General features: G+C 73.4%; 16 protein-coding genes. 6 read left to right on the forward strand and 10 right to left on the reverse strand.

Features of this window, described 5'->3' with window-relative positions; genetic code table 11:
- Nucleotides 1-28 precede the first annotated feature (28 nt).
- Nucleotides 29-910: a Sco1979 family transcriptional regulator gene (locus tag ACU6P3_RS14795; RefSeq protein ID WP_051765531.1), complete on the reverse strand. Its 882-nt coding sequence runs from the start codon at nucleotides 908-910 to the stop codon at nucleotides 29-31.
- A 329-nt stretch (nucleotides 911-1239) separates the two neighbouring features.
- On the opposite strand from ACU6P3_RS14795, the gene ACU6P3_RS14800 reads away from it, so the two are divergent.
- Complete coding sequence (locus ACU6P3_RS14800) at nucleotides 1240-1782, forward strand: ATP-binding protein (protein WP_447197507.1); 543 nt, start codon at nucleotides 1240-1242, stop codon at nucleotides 1780-1782.
- Nucleotides 1783-2281: 499 nt separating this feature from the next.
- Here ACU6P3_RS14800 and ACU6P3_RS14805 read toward each other — a convergent pair whose 3' ends face one another.
- The 5 genes from ACU6P3_RS14805 to rpmG form a co-directional block, all read right to left on the reverse strand.
- Entirely contained in the window at nucleotides 2282-2524 is a 243-nt protein-coding gene (locus tag ACU6P3_RS14805; RefSeq protein WP_030751005.1) for a DUF397 domain-containing protein, read from the reverse strand.
- Between the two features lie 371 nt (nucleotides 2525-2895).
- Nucleotides 2896-3144, reverse strand: coding sequence for a 30S ribosomal protein S18 (gene rpsR / locus ACU6P3_RS14810; RefSeq protein ID WP_344276330.1), 249 nt, complete (start codon nucleotides 3142-3144; stop codon nucleotides 2896-2898).
- Complete coding sequence (locus tag ACU6P3_RS14815; RefSeq protein WP_447197508.1) at nucleotides 3144-4445, reverse strand: CobW family GTP-binding protein; 1302 nt, start codon at nucleotides 4443-4445, stop codon at nucleotides 3144-3146. Before ACU6P3_RS14815 ends, rpsR begins: the two co-directional genes overlap by 1 nt.
- Nucleotides 4445-4723, reverse strand: a complete 279-nt coding sequence (locus ACU6P3_RS14820) for a type B 50S ribosomal protein L31 (RefSeq protein ID WP_447197509.1) — start codon at nucleotides 4721-4723, stop codon at nucleotides 4445-4447. Before ACU6P3_RS14820 ends, ACU6P3_RS14815 begins: the two co-directional genes overlap by 1 nt.
- Before the next feature lie 57 nt (nucleotides 4724-4780).
- Entirely contained in the window at nucleotides 4781-4945 is a 165-nt protein-coding gene (gene rpmG, locus ACU6P3_RS14825) for a 50S ribosomal protein L33 (protein ID WP_030751018.1), read from the reverse strand.
- A 52-nt stretch (nucleotides 4946-4997) separates the two neighbouring features.
- On the opposite strand from rpmG, the gene rpmB reads away from it, so the two are divergent.
- Genes rpmB through ACU6P3_RS14840 form a run of 3 tightly spaced genes read left to right on the forward strand, consistent with a single transcriptional unit; the run spans nucleotide 4998 to nucleotide 6103 of the window.
- Nucleotides 4998-5234, forward strand: coding sequence for a 50S ribosomal protein L28 (gene rpmB / locus ACU6P3_RS14830; protein ID WP_344276318.1), 237 nt, complete (start codon nucleotides 4998-5000; stop codon nucleotides 5232-5234).
- The gene (gene rpsN / locus ACU6P3_RS14835; RefSeq protein ID WP_447197510.1) at nucleotides 5234-5539 is read left to right on the forward strand and encodes a 30S ribosomal protein S14; all 306 of its coding nucleotides are present in this window, start codon (nucleotides 5234-5236) and stop codon (nucleotides 5537-5539) included. The genes rpmB and rpsN overlap by 1 nt, the downstream gene beginning before the upstream one ends.
- Nucleotides 5540-5569: 30 nt before the next feature.
- Entirely contained in the window at nucleotides 5570-6103 is a 534-nt protein-coding gene (locus tag ACU6P3_RS14840; RefSeq protein WP_447197511.1) for a hypothetical protein, read from the forward strand.
- A 174-nt stretch (nucleotides 6104-6277) separates the two neighbouring features.
- On the opposite strand, the gene ACU6P3_RS14845 is transcribed toward ACU6P3_RS14840, so the two are convergent.
- On the reverse strand, nucleotides 6278-8782 hold the full coding sequence (locus ACU6P3_RS14845) for an FUSC family protein (protein ID WP_447197512.1): 2505 nt from the start codon (nucleotides 8780-8782) through the stop codon (nucleotides 6278-6280).
- Between the two features lie 27 nt (nucleotides 8783-8809).
- Complete coding sequence (locus ACU6P3_RS14850) at nucleotides 8810-10078, reverse strand: DUF2786 domain-containing protein (RefSeq protein WP_447197897.1); 1269 nt, start codon at nucleotides 10076-10078, stop codon at nucleotides 8810-8812.
- A 327-nt stretch (nucleotides 10079-10405) separates the two neighbouring features.
- Between ACU6P3_RS14850 and ACU6P3_RS14855 the strand changes: the two genes are divergently transcribed.
- Complete coding sequence (locus ACU6P3_RS14855; RefSeq protein WP_447197513.1) at nucleotides 10406-10966, forward strand: sugar O-acetyltransferase; 561 nt, start codon at nucleotides 10406-10408, stop codon at nucleotides 10964-10966.
- A gap of 253 nt (nucleotides 10967-11219) precedes the next feature.
- Here the strand turns inward: ACU6P3_RS14855 and ACU6P3_RS14860 are convergent, their stop codons facing one another.
- On the reverse strand, nucleotides 11220-12137 hold the full coding sequence (locus ACU6P3_RS14860) for an NADP-dependent oxidoreductase (RefSeq protein WP_447197514.1): 918 nt from the start codon (nucleotides 12135-12137) through the stop codon (nucleotides 11220-11222).
- Between the two features lie 265 nt (nucleotides 12138-12402).
- Here ACU6P3_RS14860 and ACU6P3_RS14865 point away from each other — a divergent pair, with 265 nt between their 5' ends.
- A complete protein-coding gene (locus tag ACU6P3_RS14865; RefSeq protein ID WP_447197515.1) occupies nucleotides 12403-14208 on the forward strand; it encodes a bifunctional 3'-5' exonuclease/DNA polymerase in 1806 nt (601 codons plus the stop codon).
- Nucleotides 14209-14325: 117 nt separating this feature from the next.
- Here ACU6P3_RS14865 and ACU6P3_RS14870 read toward each other — a convergent pair whose 3' ends face one another.
- Nucleotides 14326-15051 (reverse strand): GntR family transcriptional regulator, encoded by a 726-nt coding sequence (locus ACU6P3_RS14870; protein ID WP_447197516.1) that lies wholly within the window; start codon nucleotides 15049-15051, stop codon nucleotides 14326-14328.
- Nucleotides 15052-15320: the final 269 nt, after the last annotated feature.

Consider the following 15320-nt stretch of genomic DNA (forward strand, 5'->3'; position numbering starts at 1 on the left):
CTCCGAGCCGCCCGTTTTCATGGGCTGTTCAGATGAGTTGGAGCAGGCCGCGGAGCACGTCACGGCTCTCCTCCGGTCCCGGGCTGTCCTCCTGGAGGCGCTCCATCACCCGTTCGTACTGCGCGACTTCCTCCTGCTTGTCCAGATAGAGCGCGCTGGTCAGCTGTTCCAGGAACACGACGTCGGAGAGGTCCGACTCGGGGAAGCGCAGCATGGTGAAGGCGCCGCTCTCGCCCGCGTGCCCGCCGAAGCTGAACGGCATCACCTGGAGTGTGATGTTCGGCTGCTCCGAGACCTCGATCAGGTGTTTCAACTGTCCCTGCATCACCGCCCGGTCGCCGTAGGGGCGGCGCAGCGCGGCCTCGTCGAGGATCGCGTGGAAGCGCGGCGCCCGCTCGGAGACGAGGACCTTCTGCCGTTCCAGCCGCAGCGCGACCCGGCGTTCGACCTCGGCGCACGGCGCGTCGGGCTGGCCGCGGGTGACGACCGCGTGCGCGTACGCCTCGGTCTGGAGCAGACCGTGCACGAACTGGACCTCGTAGATGCGGATCAGCGAGGCGGCGCCTTCGAGACCGATGTAGGTCTGGAACCAGCCGGGCAGCACATCGCCGTAGCTGTGCCACCATCCCGCGACGTTCGCCTCCCGGGCGAGGCCGAGCAGGGCCGCGCGCTCGCCCTCGTCGGCGACTCCGTAGAGCGTCAGCAGATCCTCGATGTCCCTGGCCTTGAAGCTCACCCGTCCCAACTCCATACGGCTGATCTTGGACTCGGATGCGCGGATCGAGTAGCCGGCGGCCTCGCGCGTGATGCCGCGCGTCTCGCGCAGCCGCCTCAGCTGTGAGCCAAGCAGGATGCGCCGCACCACGGAACCGCCCGATTCGGCTGCGGTCACGTCTCCAACCCTCCCCATCGCATGTGGTTCTCCCCGGAGCACCCCCGCACTCCAAGTGCCGGATTCTGCCATCAAAACGCTTCAGCCCGTACGCATTCGATTACGGAAATAAGAAGGCTTTGCGGAGAGAGCGGAATTGGTCACGAGAAGAAAACAACCGGTAACGGCATGAGCCGGTGCAATCAAGGCGCGTGCACGTGCATCTGCCCTTGCATCTGCCCTGCGCATTGGGAACCATGGGCCTCGCGCACCTGCGTGCTCGTTCGTGTTTGACGTGTTGTGACGCCGGACCACCCGCCTGGACCACCGCAGTACAGCTACGGCCGCGATTCCCGGGAGTGCCTCGCATGGGGATGGATGGATCGACCATGCTCAAGCCTTTAAGGCAAGGGCTTCCCCCCATCGATCCCAAGGGGGCCGCGGGCTCCGCGTCGTGCGCCCTGCCGGGCCGCTACGAAGCGGTGCGCGGCGCACGGCAGTTCACGCGGACGACGCTGACGCAGTGGGACCTGAGCGACCGCTTCGACGATGTCGCCCTGGTCGTCTCCGAACTGGTCACCAACGCCCTGCGGCACGCCCTTCCGGACGAGGAGGGCCCGGACCTCGAACGGCTCGGCCGGATCGGCCGGATCGACCGCGAAACGTACGACCTGTCCGTACGACTGCACCTGATGCGCTGGTCGTCCCGCCTGGTGTGCGCCGTGCGGGACCCCAGCCACACGGGGCCGTCGGTGCGCCGGACCGAGGAGGACGGGGCCGCTGAGTCCGGCCGGGGGCTGTGCCTGGTCGAGTCGTTCAGTGACACGTGGGGCTGGCATCCGCTGACGGGGGCCCTGCGCGGCAAGGTGGTCTGGGCGCTGTTCCAGTTGCCCCCGGACCGGACCCGCTGACGCCGGACCCGACCTGACCGCCGACGGCACCCGGGGCGCGGTACCTCTTCACGCACACATCACGTGCGCCCCTGACGCGACCTCACGCGGTCCCCGACGTGACTCCGCGCGGCCCCGAGGCGGGTTGCACGTGTCCCCCCGGCTCCGCCTGCCGGGGGGCCGTCGACGGCGCCGTTGACCGGTTCGCGGTCTTTACGGAACGCGGTTCATGCGCTCGCCTCTTCCTGGTACATACCCATTCGGCCAAGGAGTGCGCAAAGTTGGCCGAAAACATAAGTCGAGAAACGTGCTGTCCGGCCGCCGACCCCACAGGGCCGACGCCCCCGTTCCGGAGCACTCGGGCGCACCGAAGGACGTACGGGCGCCCCGGAGCCCGACCGGGCCGCCGGGCAGAGACGCATCCCCCGGCGTGCGCCGGGCGCACGCCGGTTCAGGTGACAGCCCCCAGGTGACAGCCCCAAGTGCCGACGCCAGGTACCGGGCGCTCGGGTACCGGCGCTCAGACGGTCGCGATCAGGTGGTCGAACTCGCCGTCCTTGACACCGAGCAGCATGGCCTCGATCTCGGCGGGTGTGTAGACGAGTGCGGGTCCGTCGGGGTGGCGCGAATTGCGCACCGCCACCTCTCCGCCCGGCAGTTTGGCGAACTCCACACAAGAGCCCTGGGAGTTGCTGTGCCTGCTCTTCTGCCAGACGACTCCGTGAAGCTCTGTGGCCGTTATGCCGTTGTACACGTGGTGCACAGGTCGCTCCCCGAGTTGCAAAGTGCAGGTTTGAACTGTCTCGGATCATAGCTCTGTTCATGTGCTGATGCATGAGCAGATGCACGTGCACGAGGGGTGTTCCCGTGGTTACAGACACACCCGCTGACATGGCATGTCCGGCGTGGACCGACCCCACGTCCCCCGTACCCCGAAAGGTGAGACGCATGAGGGGCCGCGGAGGATCCCCTTCCCTCGGAACTCGTGCGGAAGTTCTCGCGGAGAAGTAAGAGAAAAGGGCGGGGCGGGAAGTGGAAACCCCGCCTCGGCGAAGGCCGCGGCGGGGCTGTCCGTACGCATGTGCACCAGTGGGAAAGGAGCGGGAAAAGACGGCGGAAGGGGCGGGCCGCCCGTCAGTGGGGCGACGAGCGGTAGGGCAGCAGGCCCATTTCCCGGGCGTTCTTGATCGCGCGGGCGAGCTGCCGCTGCTGTCGCGCGCTCACGCGTGTCACCCTACGGCTGCGGATCTTGCCCCGGTCGGAGATGAACGTGCGCAGCAGATCCGTGTCCTTGTAGTCGATATACGTGATCCCGTCGCGGTCCAAGGGGTTGGGGCGCGGCGCGGCCCTGTCGCGGCGGGTGGCGGGGGGACGGGGGGACATCAGACCTCCAGCAGGGCGTCGAAGGCGGGCGGCAGTCGCTTCCAGGCCGCGCGGCCCGCGGCGTATTCGGCATCGGTGAGCAGGCAGGAGTCGAGCAGCCGCGCGATCCCCTCCCGGTCCAGTCCGGGCGAGGTGAAGACCAGATGCTGGCAGCGGTCGCCATGGAGCGGGTGCCAGTCGAGGGCCGCTGCCGCCCGGCGGGCCGGCGAAACCGCCTCCCAGGCGGCGTCCGGCAGCGCCGCGAGCCACGGGCCCGCGCTCTCCACACACAGCGCGCCGCCCGCGGCGTCCCAGGCCAGCAGCGTGTCGGGGCGGTCGGCGAGCCAGAACCGGCCCCTGCTGCGCGCGGCGGCGCAGGTCAGGTCCTCCAACGCCCGGTAGAGCCGCTCCGGGTGGAAGGGGCGGGTGCGGTGCCAGACGTACGTGCCGACACCGGACGCGTCCGCCTCCTGCGGCAGCAGCGCGCAGGCCGGGTGCTGGCGGGCCGCCGCGGCCTCGACGTCGAACCCGGCGAGCGCGGCGGCGGCCAGTTCCCCGGCCGACGCCCCGGTCTGCGTCCCGGTCGGCGTCCCGGTCGGCGTCCCGGTCGGTTCTCCGGCCACCGTCCCGGAGCCGTCGACGCGTATCAGGCGTGCGGTCGGGTGGAGTTGGGCCAGCAGCTCCCGGTCCTCGTCGTCGGCCGACGGATCGTCGGTCACGGCGAGCACCGGCGCGTACTCCAGCTGCCGGGCCCAGGTGTCCGCGACGGTCCGCCGGTCGGACGGGGCGGCGGCCAGGCCGACGTCGGCGAGGTCGTCACCGTTGCCGAGGTACGGCAGCACCAGCGCGGGGTCCACGGCGGTCAGCACCTGGGTGACGACCAGCCGTTCGCCGTGCGCCGCGACGAGTTCCGCGTACGCCCGTGGCTCCACGGAGTCCCACAGCTCGACGACCGCGAGCCGCGTCAGGCCGTCGTCGGCGAGCCGGATCAGCTCCGGCACCAGATCCTCGCGCAGCGCGCAGCAGGCGCAGTCGTTGACGAGCGGGGCCTCACCGGTGGACAGCACGCCGGTCGCGTCGCGGACCTCACGTACGACCGTGCCACGCTCGGCGGCGGCCGACAGGTCGTGGTGGAGCGCGACGCTGCCGGGCGCGGTGGCGAGCAGCCGGCGCACGGCCGCCCGACGGGCGTCGCCGTGCAGACCGGCGACGATCACGACGGGAAGCCGTCCGTCGTGGCGTCGTCCGTCGTGGCGTCGTCCGTCGTGGCGTCGTCCGTCGTGGGGGTGGCCGTCCGAGGCTCCGGGGCCCGTGCCGGACATCAACGGGTCTCCGTGCGGGCCTCGGTCGTCCGGCGGCCGTAGCGGCGTTCGAAGCGCTCCACGCGTCCGGCGGTGTCCAGGACGCGGGCCGTGCCCGTGTAGAAGGGATGACTCGCCGAGGAGATCTCGACGTCGATGACGGGATACGTGTTCCCGTCCGTCCAGACGACCGTCCGCCCCGAGGCCGGGGTCGCGGTCGAGCGGGTGAGAAACGCGAAGTCGGCCGCCTTGTCGCGGAACACGACGGGCCGGTACGCGGGATGGATGCCGGGCTTCATCTCGGTCCTCCTGGTCCTCTCTGTGGTGTCGGGCGCCGCCGGTGCGGCGTCCGACGCTCAGCGCTCTTCGCGGAAGTCGACGTGTCGGCGGGCGACCGGGTCGTACTTGCGGAGCGTCATGCGGTCGGGGTCGTTGCGGCGGTTCTTCCGGGTGACATAGGTGAAGCCGGTCCCGGCCGTGGACCGGAGCTTGATCACCGGGCGTGTCTCATCGCGTGCCATGGGGCTAGTATATGGAAATGGTTTTCATTTACAACGAGAGAGGTGACCACCCTTGTCCGCCCACTGCCAACTGACCGGCGCCGAGCCCGCCTTCGGCAACCGGATCTCCCACTCCCACCGGCGCACGTCCCGCCGCTTCGACCCGAACATCCAGCGCAAGCGCTACTGGCTGCCGAGCGAGGGCCGGTACGTCCGGCTCACGCTCAGCGCCAAGGCCGTCAAGACCGTCGACGTGATCGGGATCGAGGCGGCCGTGGCCCGGATCCGTGCCCGGGGAGTGAAGGTCTGATGGCGAAGAAGAGCAAGATCGTGCGCAACGAGCGGCGCGCCCGGATCGTCGAGCGGTACGCGGCGCGCCGTGCCGAACTGAAGGAGATCCTGCGCCGCCCCGGCACCTCCGAGGAGCGGCGGGCGGCGGCCCTGCGGGAGTTGCGCCGCCAGCCGCGCGACGCGAGCGCCACACGCGTGCGGAACAGGGACTCCGTGGACGGCCGGCCTCGTGGGCACCTGCGGAAGTTCGGGCTGTCGCGGGTGCGGCTGCGGGAGCAGGCGCACGCCGGATTCCTGCCCGGGGTACGAAAATCGTCCTGGTAGCTTTGCGCGGTCCGATCATCGACTTGGGGGATGTGCACGGTGCGCAAGCTCGTACGAACCAGTGTCGCCGCGGCCGGTCTGGTGGCCGCGCTCTCGCTCTCGCTCACCGGCTGCGGCGGCGGTGACGACGGCTCGAACAAGGACGGCGGCGGTGCCTCGGCGCCGAGTGGGGCGGGCGCGGACTCCGGTTCGGGCCCGGGCTCGGATTCCGGGCCGGACGGGGGCGCGGACAGCGGCAGCCTCGAAGGCTCGTGGGCCGGGCTGAGCGACGGCCACGCCGTCGTCCTGGGCGTCAAGCAGGCGAAGGTCATGCTCGTCGCCGCCGAACACGTCTGCCAGGGCGGGGTCGAGGACATGGGCGGCGCGCCGATGCTCAATCTCACCTGCGACGACGGCAACACCGACCGGACCATGGGGACGATCGAGTCCAACGACGGCAAGAAGCTGGTCGTCTCCTGGGAGGGCGGCAAGAAGGACACGCTGACGAAGACGGCGGACGGGAAACTGCCGGCCGGCGAGGGCGGGCTGCCCACGGACCTGCCGAAGGACCTGCCGACCGGCTGACCCGCCGACCGGCTGACGGACCGCGAGCGGACAGGGCGGGGACGGGGGACGGGGCGGCCCGACTTTCCCCGTCGCCGGTGGACGGCGGCGGGGCGGACGGGCTTTCCCACGCGTCCGGCCGCCGGCCCCGCCCGTGCCGGCCCGCCCACCCCTCACCGCGCCGTCGCTCTGGCGTCACTCCAGTCGCTCGGCCGCTCCCTCGCGGCGTCCGGGCTCCTCGGCGCTGCCGGCCTTCGTGGATTCCGCGCCGTCCCCTTTTTCCCCGCTGTTCCCGTCGCGCCCGTCGTCCCCGTTGTCTTCGTCCAGCCCCTCGTCCAAGGCGTCCGACAGTTCCTCCAGGGCCGTCAGGAGCAGCGTGGCCCCGCTGCGTACGACCTCGTCGGGGACACCCTCGCCCTCCCAGCGCGCCACCGCGTCACGGACCCGGTCCCAGCGCGGGACGCGGCGTTCCCGTACGGCCACCGCGCCCTCTTCCGTCGCCTCGCGCAGCGCCTCGGCGAGCTCGGCGGCGGCCGGCACGGGCGTGGTGCCGCGCTCCGGCAGGTGCGCCTCCAGGAGCATCGCGGCCCGGGCGAACTGGGCGAGTGCCTGCTCCGCGTCGTCCGCCGCGTTGAGGGACAGACCCCGGTGCCGTACCGGCTCGTGCGTGGCCTTCGCCTCCGCCGCGTGCCAGGCCGCCCGGGCCTCCCGCGTGCCCAGCAGCGCCTCGCGCACCTCGGGGCTGGCCCGGCCCGCGGGCTCGGCGTAGTGGGCGACCACCGCGGCGGCGTAACGGCCGTTGGTGAGCAGCCAGTCGGCGAGCCGGGCGCGCAGCCGGGGCGTCTCCCAGGCCGGGTAGAGGGCGTAGGCGATCATCGCGAGCAGCCCGCCGAGCAGGGTGAGGAGGACCCGTTCCCGTACGGTCTGCGTCACGCCCGTACCCGCCACGCCGAGCAGGAAGACGACGTACCCGGTGACGAAGACCTGGCCGAGCGCGTAGCCGGTGCGCAGCACCAGGTACATCAGGCCCGCGCTGACGACGGCGAGGACGGCGAGGACGACGTCACCGGGGTGGGCGAGCCACACGATGCCGGTGGCCACGGCCACCCCGACGAGTGTGGCGACGAACCGGGCCACGGCGCGCCCGTAGGTCTGGCCGAAGTCGGGGCGCATGGTCATGACGGCGGTCATCGGCGCCCAGTAGCCGTGGCCGAGCGGCAGCGCGGAGGCGAGGACGTAACCGGCGGAGGTGACGGCCGAGACGCGTACGGCATGCCGGCGGATCGGCGAGTCACGGTCGCGCAGCTCGTCGCGGACGGTCCGCAGGACGACGGGGACGAGCTGGAACAGACCGGGCCGGTCGCGGTGCCCGGAGGCCTTCTCGTACCGGTCGGCGCGGGACCGCCGGGCGGCCGGGCGAACGCTCCGGGCGAGAGCGCCGAGCGCGCCTACGAGGGTGCGGGTCCACCGGGCGAGGGAGCGGAGGCCCCGGGCGAGGACGCGACGCCATGTCCACACCGGTGCCCCGGGCCGGCCGGCCGAGGTTGCGCAGGCCCGCTCCCCCGCGTCTCCGGGCCGCTCCGTCGCCTCTCCCGGCCGCTTCGCGGAGGTCGTGGACCGCTTCGTGAAGGGCCCCGACCGCTTCGTGGAGGTCGTGGACCGCTTCGTGAAGGGCCCCGACCGCTTCGTGGAGGCGCGCGCCCGGGACTCGCTCCCCGCGCCCTTCGCGATCTCGACGATCTCGTCCAGCAGGGTGCCCAGCCGGGCGGCGGCCCGGCGGGCGGGGCCGCTGAGAGGCGTATCGGTCTCGGGGGTGTCGACCAGTCCCAGGGTGGCCGCTTCGAGCCGGACGGGCTCGCCGTGCCGGATGGCGCGCGCGGCGGAGTCCAGTACGGAACCGGCGGCGGCGAGGAGTTCGCGTACCCGGTCGCGCTCCGGCCCCTCGGGCGCCGCGCCGACCGCCGGGTCCGCGAGGGAGGCGAGCACCGGCCGGATCCGCTCGACCACCCCCCGGGTGCCGTGCAGTTCGGCGGGGCGGCGGCGGGCCTCCCGCGGGGTGACTGCGGCGGCGCTCCTGGCCGTCATCAGCGGCTCGGGGTCGAAGGGCGCGACCGGGTCGTACCGCAGCCGGCGGGCGTAGTCGCCCACGGCGGCGAGGGCGTCGGCCAGCGCGTCCCGCTGCCGGCCCCAGCGCCGGACGGGGAAGAGCACGATCAGCGCGGCCTGGACGACCCCGCCGGCGGCGATCACGGCCGCGTGACCGGCCGCCGTGGCGGCGGAGGTGGGGAGGGTGACGGTCACCAGCATCATCGCCACGTTGGAGGACGCGATGATCCCGGTGGTCGGTCCCGCCGCCCAGGCCAGCCCGGCGAGGAAGGTCCAGACGGCGAGCAGGGCGACGAAGAGGACGAAGTCGGCGCCGGTGACGTACCCCAGGAAGGTGCTGACGGCCAGGCTCGCGCCGGAGGCGAGCGCGAGGACCGGCCGGGGCCGCCAGCTGCGCTGGAGGATCGCGATGCCGGCCTGGAACGCCCCGAAGGCGGCGCTGACGGCGACGGTCGGCCCGAAGAGCACGAAAGCGCTCCCCACGACCACGGCGAGCCCGACGGCCCCGCGCAGAGCCACCAACGGCTCCAGCTGCCCCCGTTCGATCGTGAACCCCGAACGGGCGGTCTCCTTCAACGCCCGCAGCCAGCTCATGGACCGAGGGTAGCCACAAGGGGCCGGTCACCGGCACGGCGGGCCCGTCAGGCGGGCCGCGTCGGCCGCCGTCGTGCCGTGCGTCCAGCCCTCCGCGTCCATCGCCCCGCGGACGCGCGTCGCCACCGTCTGCGGGAACATCCGGTCCGCGTGCTCCGCCACCGCCTCCGCGCGCTTGGCCAGCACCGGCAGAACCGGCAACAGCCGGCCGTCCTGCCCCGCCGTCTCCACCGGCGGCTTCACCCGCGCGTTCTCCGACTCCTCTCCGGCTGATCCTCCGGACGCCTCTCCGGTCATCGTGCCGGCCGTCGTGCCGGTCGCCCGCCCGGTTCCGGTCGCCGCCTCGATCTCGGTCGCCGCCGCGGTCGCCCGCTCGGTCGCCATGGCCAGCCGTTCGCCGACGCGGTGCGCGTACGCCATCAGGAACGACTGCCGGAATGCCTTCGTCCGCTTGCGCCCGCCCGCGCGCTGGGCCGCCTCGGCCCGCGTCATCGCCGTCGTCCCCTGCACCAGCAGCGAGGTGTGGAGCAGTTCCACGGCCGCCAGATCGGCCTCGAAGCCGACGACCGTCGAGAAGCCGTACGTGTCGTTCCACACCGCGCGGCAGCGGTTCGCGGAGGCGACCGCGTCGAGCAGGACCGCCTTGGCCGTCTCGTACGGCGCGTCCACCCCGATCCGGCAGGCGCCGGGCACATCGCCCCGCCGGGTGCGGTCCGCGAGCAGCGCCTCGTCGATGCTGTGCCGCGCCATCAGCTCCTGCGCCTTGGCCGTCAGCGCCTCGGCCTCCGGCGGATAGCCGGTCGCCTCCGCCTTCGCGAGGAGCGCGCGGATCCGGGTGAGCACGCGCGGCTCGTCCTCCGCCGGGGGCAGGTGGAGCTCGGTGCCGGGCACGGGACCCACGGGCTCGATCGCCGGCAGCCGTATGAGCAGCAGGTACAGCTCCAGCACGGCGGTGGCGTACGAGAAGCGGTCGAGGCGGTCGGACCGGGGGGACCGGTCGGGGCGGTCGGACCGCGCGTCCGTCGCGGGGCGGGCCCCGGCGTCGTCCGGCCGCCCCAGCTCGGCCAGTTGCGCGGCCCAGCGCGGCGGCAGCCGCTCGTACCGCCGTACCTCCTCCTCGATCAGTCCTCCGACGATCCGCAGGTGGGGGCCGTCGAGGTCGCGGCGTACGAGACGCACGACATCGGCCGGCTGCCACCCGCGCTCCCAGGCCAGCCGCACGAAGCCGGTACCGCGCCGGCGCAGCGCGGCGTCCGCGCCCGGGTCGGCGGCGAGCAGGGAGGCACCGGTGTCGATCGCGTCGCGGGTCGCGCGGGCGTCGCGCGAGCCGCCGCCGCCCGACGGTACGGAGAGGACGGCGGCGAGGGCGCGCTCGACGGTGTCCGCTCCGGCGGCGGTCACTCGGGGGCCCCGGCGCGCGGGCGCGGGGCGGGCACGGCGCCGCGCGTGAACGTGTGGAACGGGCGGGTCACGGGCTCTCCTCGGGCGCGACGGAACGTCGTCCACAGGCTGTGGACACCGAGTGGCTGTCTACAGTGGCGGACACCCTTTTGGGAAATGGGACCGGGGACCGGGGACCGGGGACCGGGAAATCGGGTGAGGGGACGAGGGGGCATCAGGCCGATGGGTGAGAACAAGCGGCGCATGCTGGCCGGCGAGTGGTACATCGCGGACGACGAGGAGCTGGGCACGGACACCGAGCGCCGGTTCGCCCTGTGCGCGGCGTACAACGCGAACGGGGGCGCCGCCCCCGCCGACCGGGGCCGGATCCTCGCGGAACTGCTCGGCTCGGTGGGCGAGGACGTCCGCGTCCGCCCGCCGTTCCAGTGCGACTACGGCCACCACATCAGCATCGGGGACCGTACGTTCGTCAACTTCAACGCGGTCTTCCTGGACGCGGCGCCGATCACCATCGGCACGGACGTGCAGATCGGCCCGAACGTACAGCTCCTCACCCCCACCCACGAGCTCGACACGGAACGTCGCCGCGCGGGCTGGGAGAAGGCGTCACCGGTGACGATCGGGGACAACGTCTGGCTGGGAGGCGGAGTGATCGTCTGCCCAGGGGTGACGATCGGCGACAACACGGTGGTGGGCGCGGGGGCGGTCGTGACGAAGGACCTGCCGGCGGGGGTGCTGGCGGTGGGGAATCCGGCCCGGGTGATACGGCGGCTGGAGGACTGAGTCAGCGCGTGGCGAGCGGCCCGGCTCCTCCGAGCCGCCCGGATCTCCTCTCCGTGGTCCAGGACGAAGACGTAGCGTGCCGGCGTGCGTATTCGCCGAAGAACACGGGGGAACAGGGCGCCGCCGCGCTTGAGTGTGCGCAGACATCGTCACGCGCGGGACCAGCGGACTCGGCCGCACGACATGACGCCTTGGCGTCACGGCGTCACGGCGTCACGGCGTCACGGCGTCACGGCGTCACGGCGTCACGGCGTCACGGCGTCAGCACCAGCTTTCCGCCCGCGTGTCCGCTCTCGCTCAGCTCCTGCGCCCGTGCCGCGTCGGACAGCGCGAACGTCCGCGCGACGCGCAGCCGCAGCGCGCCGCCCGCCGCCAGCCGTACGTTCTCCTCCAGGCCCGCCCGCTTGCGCTCCGGTGACGTCCCGCCGGCCGAGAAGGCCACGCCGTACTCCCCGGCGCGGGCATCCGCGATGGTGACGACGCGGTCCGCCGTGCCCCCGCGCAGTGCGATCGAGTCCGGCAGCGCGCCCATGCCGGACGCGTCGAACACCGCGTCGACCCCGCGCGGCGCGGCCTCGCGCACCCGGTCGACCAGCCCTTCCCCGTACGTCACCGGGGTCGCGCCGAGCGAGGCCACGAACTCGTGATTGGCGGGCGACGCCGTGCCGATCACCGTCGCGCCGCGCGCCACCGCGAGCTGTGCGGCCACCGAGCCCACCGCGCCCGCCGCCCCGTGCAGCAGCAACGTCTCGCCGTCGCCCAGCGCGAGCGCGTCCAGCACCCGCAGCGCGGTCTCGCCGGCCACCGGGATCGCCGCCGCCTCCGCCCAGGACAGCCCGGTGGGCTTGCGCACGACCGTCCCGGCCAGGGCGTACTCGGCGTACGCGCCGGTCGCGGACCACCCCACCACCTCGTCGCCGAGGACGAACCCGGTCACGCCCTCGCCCACCTCGTCCACGACCCCGGCCAGCTCCGTGCCGGGCACCGAGGGCAGCGGCGTGGGAGCCATCTGTTCCATCCAGCCGCGGCGGATCTTGTAGTCGATCGGGTTGACGCCGGCCGCCCGGACCGCCACCCGGACCTCGCCGGCGCCCGCGTGCGGGGCCTCGGCATCCTGCGTGAACCGCAGCACGTCCGGGCCGCCGAACTCCTCGAAGACGATCGCTCGCATTCCAACCTCCGGTCACGGGACATATCGGGGCACCGCCCCCGACGCATCAACGACACCAGCCACATGAACGACACCAAGGCGATCCTGCTGGCACCTTCTACCCTCCGCCCTTCGAACGGCTCGCGCCCGGCGACCCGGATCAAGGCCGGAATCCTGCCGCGGTTGCCGCCGAGCCCGGTAAAGCACATGGTCAAGCCCATGTTCAGGGCCATGTTCAGGGCCATGTTCAGGGCCACTGTCGGACCCGCCTGGGAGACTCGGCCCCATGACCGCAACGGACGATCCGCCAGAGGGGCCGGGGCCCGTCGGGCAGCGCTGGGCCCTCGCCCCCACGGAGGGCGGTGGCGCGCTCCTCGCCCCGCTCGACGCGGCGGGCCGGGCCGCGGGTCCCGTGCTCCGCGAGCCCGATCTCGTCGCGGCGGTCGAGGCGCGGCTCCCGGAGGCCGTCCGGTGGGTCTGGCGCTCCACCGCCGAGGTGTACCCCCGGCTGCTCGCGGCGGGGATACGGGTCGAGCGGTGCTACGACATCGAGGCGGCGGAGCCGCTGCTGCTCGGCCACGAGAGGCGGTCCGGCGAGCCCCGCTCCGCCGCGGCGGCCTGGGCCCGGCTGCGCGGCGGTCCCGTACCGCCCGATCCGCCGCCGAGATCGGCGGCGCCCGGGGCGCAGTCGGCGCTGTTCGAGCCGCGCGCGGGGGCGGAGATCCCCTTCGAGGGCCTGCTGGAGGTGTACGCGGAGCAGGTGCGCAGGCACGCCGCGGCCGAGCACCCCGAGCGGATGCGGCTGCTCACCGCGTCGGAGTCGGCGGGCATGCTGGTGGCCGCCGAGATGCACCGCGCGGGCCTGCCCTGGCGCGCGGACGTGCACCGGGAGGTGCTGGGCGAGCTGCTCGGCGAGCGGTACGCGGGCGGGGGCGAGCCGCGCCGGCTGGCCGAGCTGGCGGACGAGGTGTCGGAGGCGTTCGGCCACCGGGTGCGGCCGGACCTGCCGGCGGACGTGGTGAAGGCGTTCGCGCGGGCGGGCGTCAAGGTGCGGTCCACCAGGCGCTGGGAGCTGGCGGGGATCGACCACCCGGCCGTCGAGCCGCTGATCCAGTACAAGAAGCTGTACCGGATCTGGACGGCACACGGCTGGAGCTGGCTCCAGGACTGGGTGCGGGAGGGCCGGTTCCGGCCGGAGTACCTGCCGGGCGGCACGGTCTCGGGCCGCTGGACGACCAATGGCGGCGGGGCCCTCCAGATCCCCCGGGTGATCCGGCGGGCCGTCGTCGCCGATCCGGGCTGGCGGCTGGTGGTGGCCGACGCCGACCAGCTGGAGCCGCGCGTGCTCGCCGCGATCTCCCGCGACCCGGGCCTGATGGAGGTGGCCGGGCAGGGCGGCGACCTGTATACGGCACTGTCCGACCGGGCGTTCTCCGGCGACCGCGACCACGCCAAACTCGCACTCCTGGGCGCGGTCTACGGCCAGACGTCCGGCGACGGCCTGAAGAACCTGGCGGCGCTGCGCCGCAGGTTCCCCCGGGCGGTGGCGTACGTGGACGAGGCGGCCCGTGCGGGCGAGGAGGGCAGGATCGTACGGACCTGGCTCGGCCGGACGAGTCCGCGGGCGGTCGGCCCGGAAAACACCGGGACCGCCGGAGCCGCCGACTACACGGACGAGGCCGGGCTTCCGCAGGAGGCCCCGCCGGGCGCGTACGGCACGGGAGACGCACGAGACGCCGGAGACACGGGCGACGCGGGAGGCGGGGACGGCGCGGGAGGCGCGGGAGCCACCGCGTCGGCCGCCCGCGCCCGGGGGCGCTTCACCCGCAACTTCGTCGTACAGGGCAGTGCCGCCGACTGGGCCCTGCTCATGCTGGCGGCGCTGCGCCGGTCGACCGCGGGCATGCGGGCGGAGCTGGTCTTCTTCCAGCACGACGAGGTGATCGTGCACTGCCCGCTGGAGGAGGCCGAGGAGGTGACGCGGGCGATCGACGCGGCGGGCGAGCTGGCCGGCCGGCTGACGTTCGGCCGGACGCCGGTGCGCTTCCCGTTCACGACGGCCACGGTGGAGCGCTACTCGGACGCCAAGTGAATCGGCGCGGCGTGAGTCGGGCGCGACGTGACCGCGCCGCGCGCTCGGGCCCGTACGGGTACGGTGCGGCGGTTTCCGTCCCCCGCCGCCGGGACAACCCACGGCCCCCCGAGAGGACTACTCCCAGACGACCACGTTGCGCCGCACCGGAACCGTCCCCGGGTCCGTCGCGAACAGCTCGGGCGAGCGCGCCCGGATGCGTTCCACGTCGTCGAACACCGCCCGCAGATGCGTACGCATGGCCGCGTGGGCCAGCGTGAGGTCTCCGACGAGCACCGCGTCGAAGATCTCGACGTGCTGGTCGGCGAACCCCGCGGGTGACGCGGTGTCGTAGAGGCCCAGCCGCCGCGCGCGGTCGAGGTGGCCCTTGGCCGAGACGACCGTCGCCCAGGCGCTGCCGTGCCCGCTCAGCCGCAGCAGCGTCTGGTGGAACGCCTCGTCGAGCTCGAAGAACTCCTCCAGCGCGAGCCCCGGCCGCCGCTGCTCGGCGAGGTTGTGCCGCAGCGCGTCGACCAGCTCGGGGTCGAGCTCGGCCGGGAGGTCGCCGAGGGCGGCCAGTTCCACGGCCTCCCGGAGGAACTGCGCGTCGGCCACCTTGGCCGGGTCGACCCGCGAGACGAACGATCCGACCTGGGGGAAGATCTGCACCAGCCCCTCCTGGGACAGCAGGATCAGGCTCTCCCGGACAGGGGTGCGGCTGACCCCGAGGGCGGCGGCGAGTTCGTTCTCGGACAGGGCCGCGCCCGGAGGCAGCTCCAGGGTGAGGACCTTGCGGCGCAGCGTCTCGTAGACGGCGCGGCGGCTGGTCCGCCCCCGGTTCGATTGCCGGTTCGATCGAGCCATGCACTCATCGTATCGGTGGGTATGCCCCACACTTGGCGCCTGTGCACCGCGCCCGCGCCGCCGCGCCCCGCGCCGCACGAGCCGTACGCCCCGACCACCCCGCACGATCGCGCGGCGCCCGTGCGTGTTCCACGTAACAGCAGTATTGCGCATGTGGTCGACCGATGCTTGTATACCAGTGCTGCCCGACCAGAACCGCCAGACCTGGCGAAGCGGACCGGACGGGGCGGAACCGGACGGGCAGACCGGACGAGGACGCGAGGAGAGGG

It is taken from the genome of Streptomyces hebeiensis, assembly GCF_052983195.1.